Annotated in this window: 1 protein-coding gene; it reads right to left on the bottom strand. The window is 63.2% G+C overall.

From position 1 onward, the window contains the following. Positions 1–127 precede the first annotated feature (127 nt). Positions 128–880, bottom strand: a 753-nt coding sequence (locus EOD07_RS35955; RefSeq protein WP_127238481.1) for a substrate-binding domain-containing protein, incomplete at its 5' end; no start/stop codon positions are given.

Here is an 880-nt window from a genome sequence, read left to right as displayed (position 1 = left end):
AGCTATCGCGAGCACCTCGCGCCTGGGCAAAGCCCTGCCGGGCGCGTGGCCCGGCAGGGGATTTCAGGCTTCACGCAATTCCAGGAAAAGTGCGCAGCGGTTTTCCGTTCGGAATTGTCAAAAGAACCTAGAGCCCGTCGTCCTTCAGGATCTTGGCGGCGTTGTCCTTGGTGACCTTCTCCGTCGGCAGCGTGATGGTCTTTTCGACCTTCTCGCCGTTCAGGAACTTGATCGCCTGGCGCAGGCCCTCGGCCCCCGGCGTGACATAGGTGAAGGTCGCCGTCAGTTCGCCCTTGTTCACCATCTGCACGCCTTCGTTGGGCAGGCCGTCGATGCCGATGAACTTGATGCCCTTCTCGCGCCCGACGTCCTTGGCCGCGAGATAGGCGCCGTAGGCCATCGGATCGTTGTGGCCGTAGACGAGGTCGATCTTCTCGTTGGTCTTCAGCGCGTTGGCCATGATGTTGTAGGCCTGGTCCTGCTTCCAGTCGCCCGACTGCTGGTCGAGCAGGTACTTGATGCCCGGCTCCTTGTCGGTGAATTCATGGAAGCCGTCATGGCGGTCATGCGCCGGCTGCGTGCCCATGCCGCCCCAGATCTCGACGACGTTGCCGGCTGCCTTGCCCTTGCCGCCGAGGAGCTCGACGGCATATTCGCCCGCCGCCCGGCCGATCAGCTTGTTGTCGCCGCCGACGAACTGCGTATAGTCCTTGGTGTCGACGTTGCGGTCGAGCACGAAAACCGGGATCTTGGCATCGATCGCCTGCTGCACCACGCCGGTGAGGCCGGCCGATTCCTTCGGCGACACCAGCAGCGCGTCGACCTCCTGGCGGATCAGGTTCTCGACATCGGCGACCTGCTTTTCGGTCTTGTCCTCGCC

The sequence above is a fragment of the Mesorhizobium sp. M2C.T.Ca.TU.002.02.1.1 genome (genome assembly GCF_003997225.1).
This window is presented reverse-complemented; position numbering and strand designations above follow the sequence as displayed.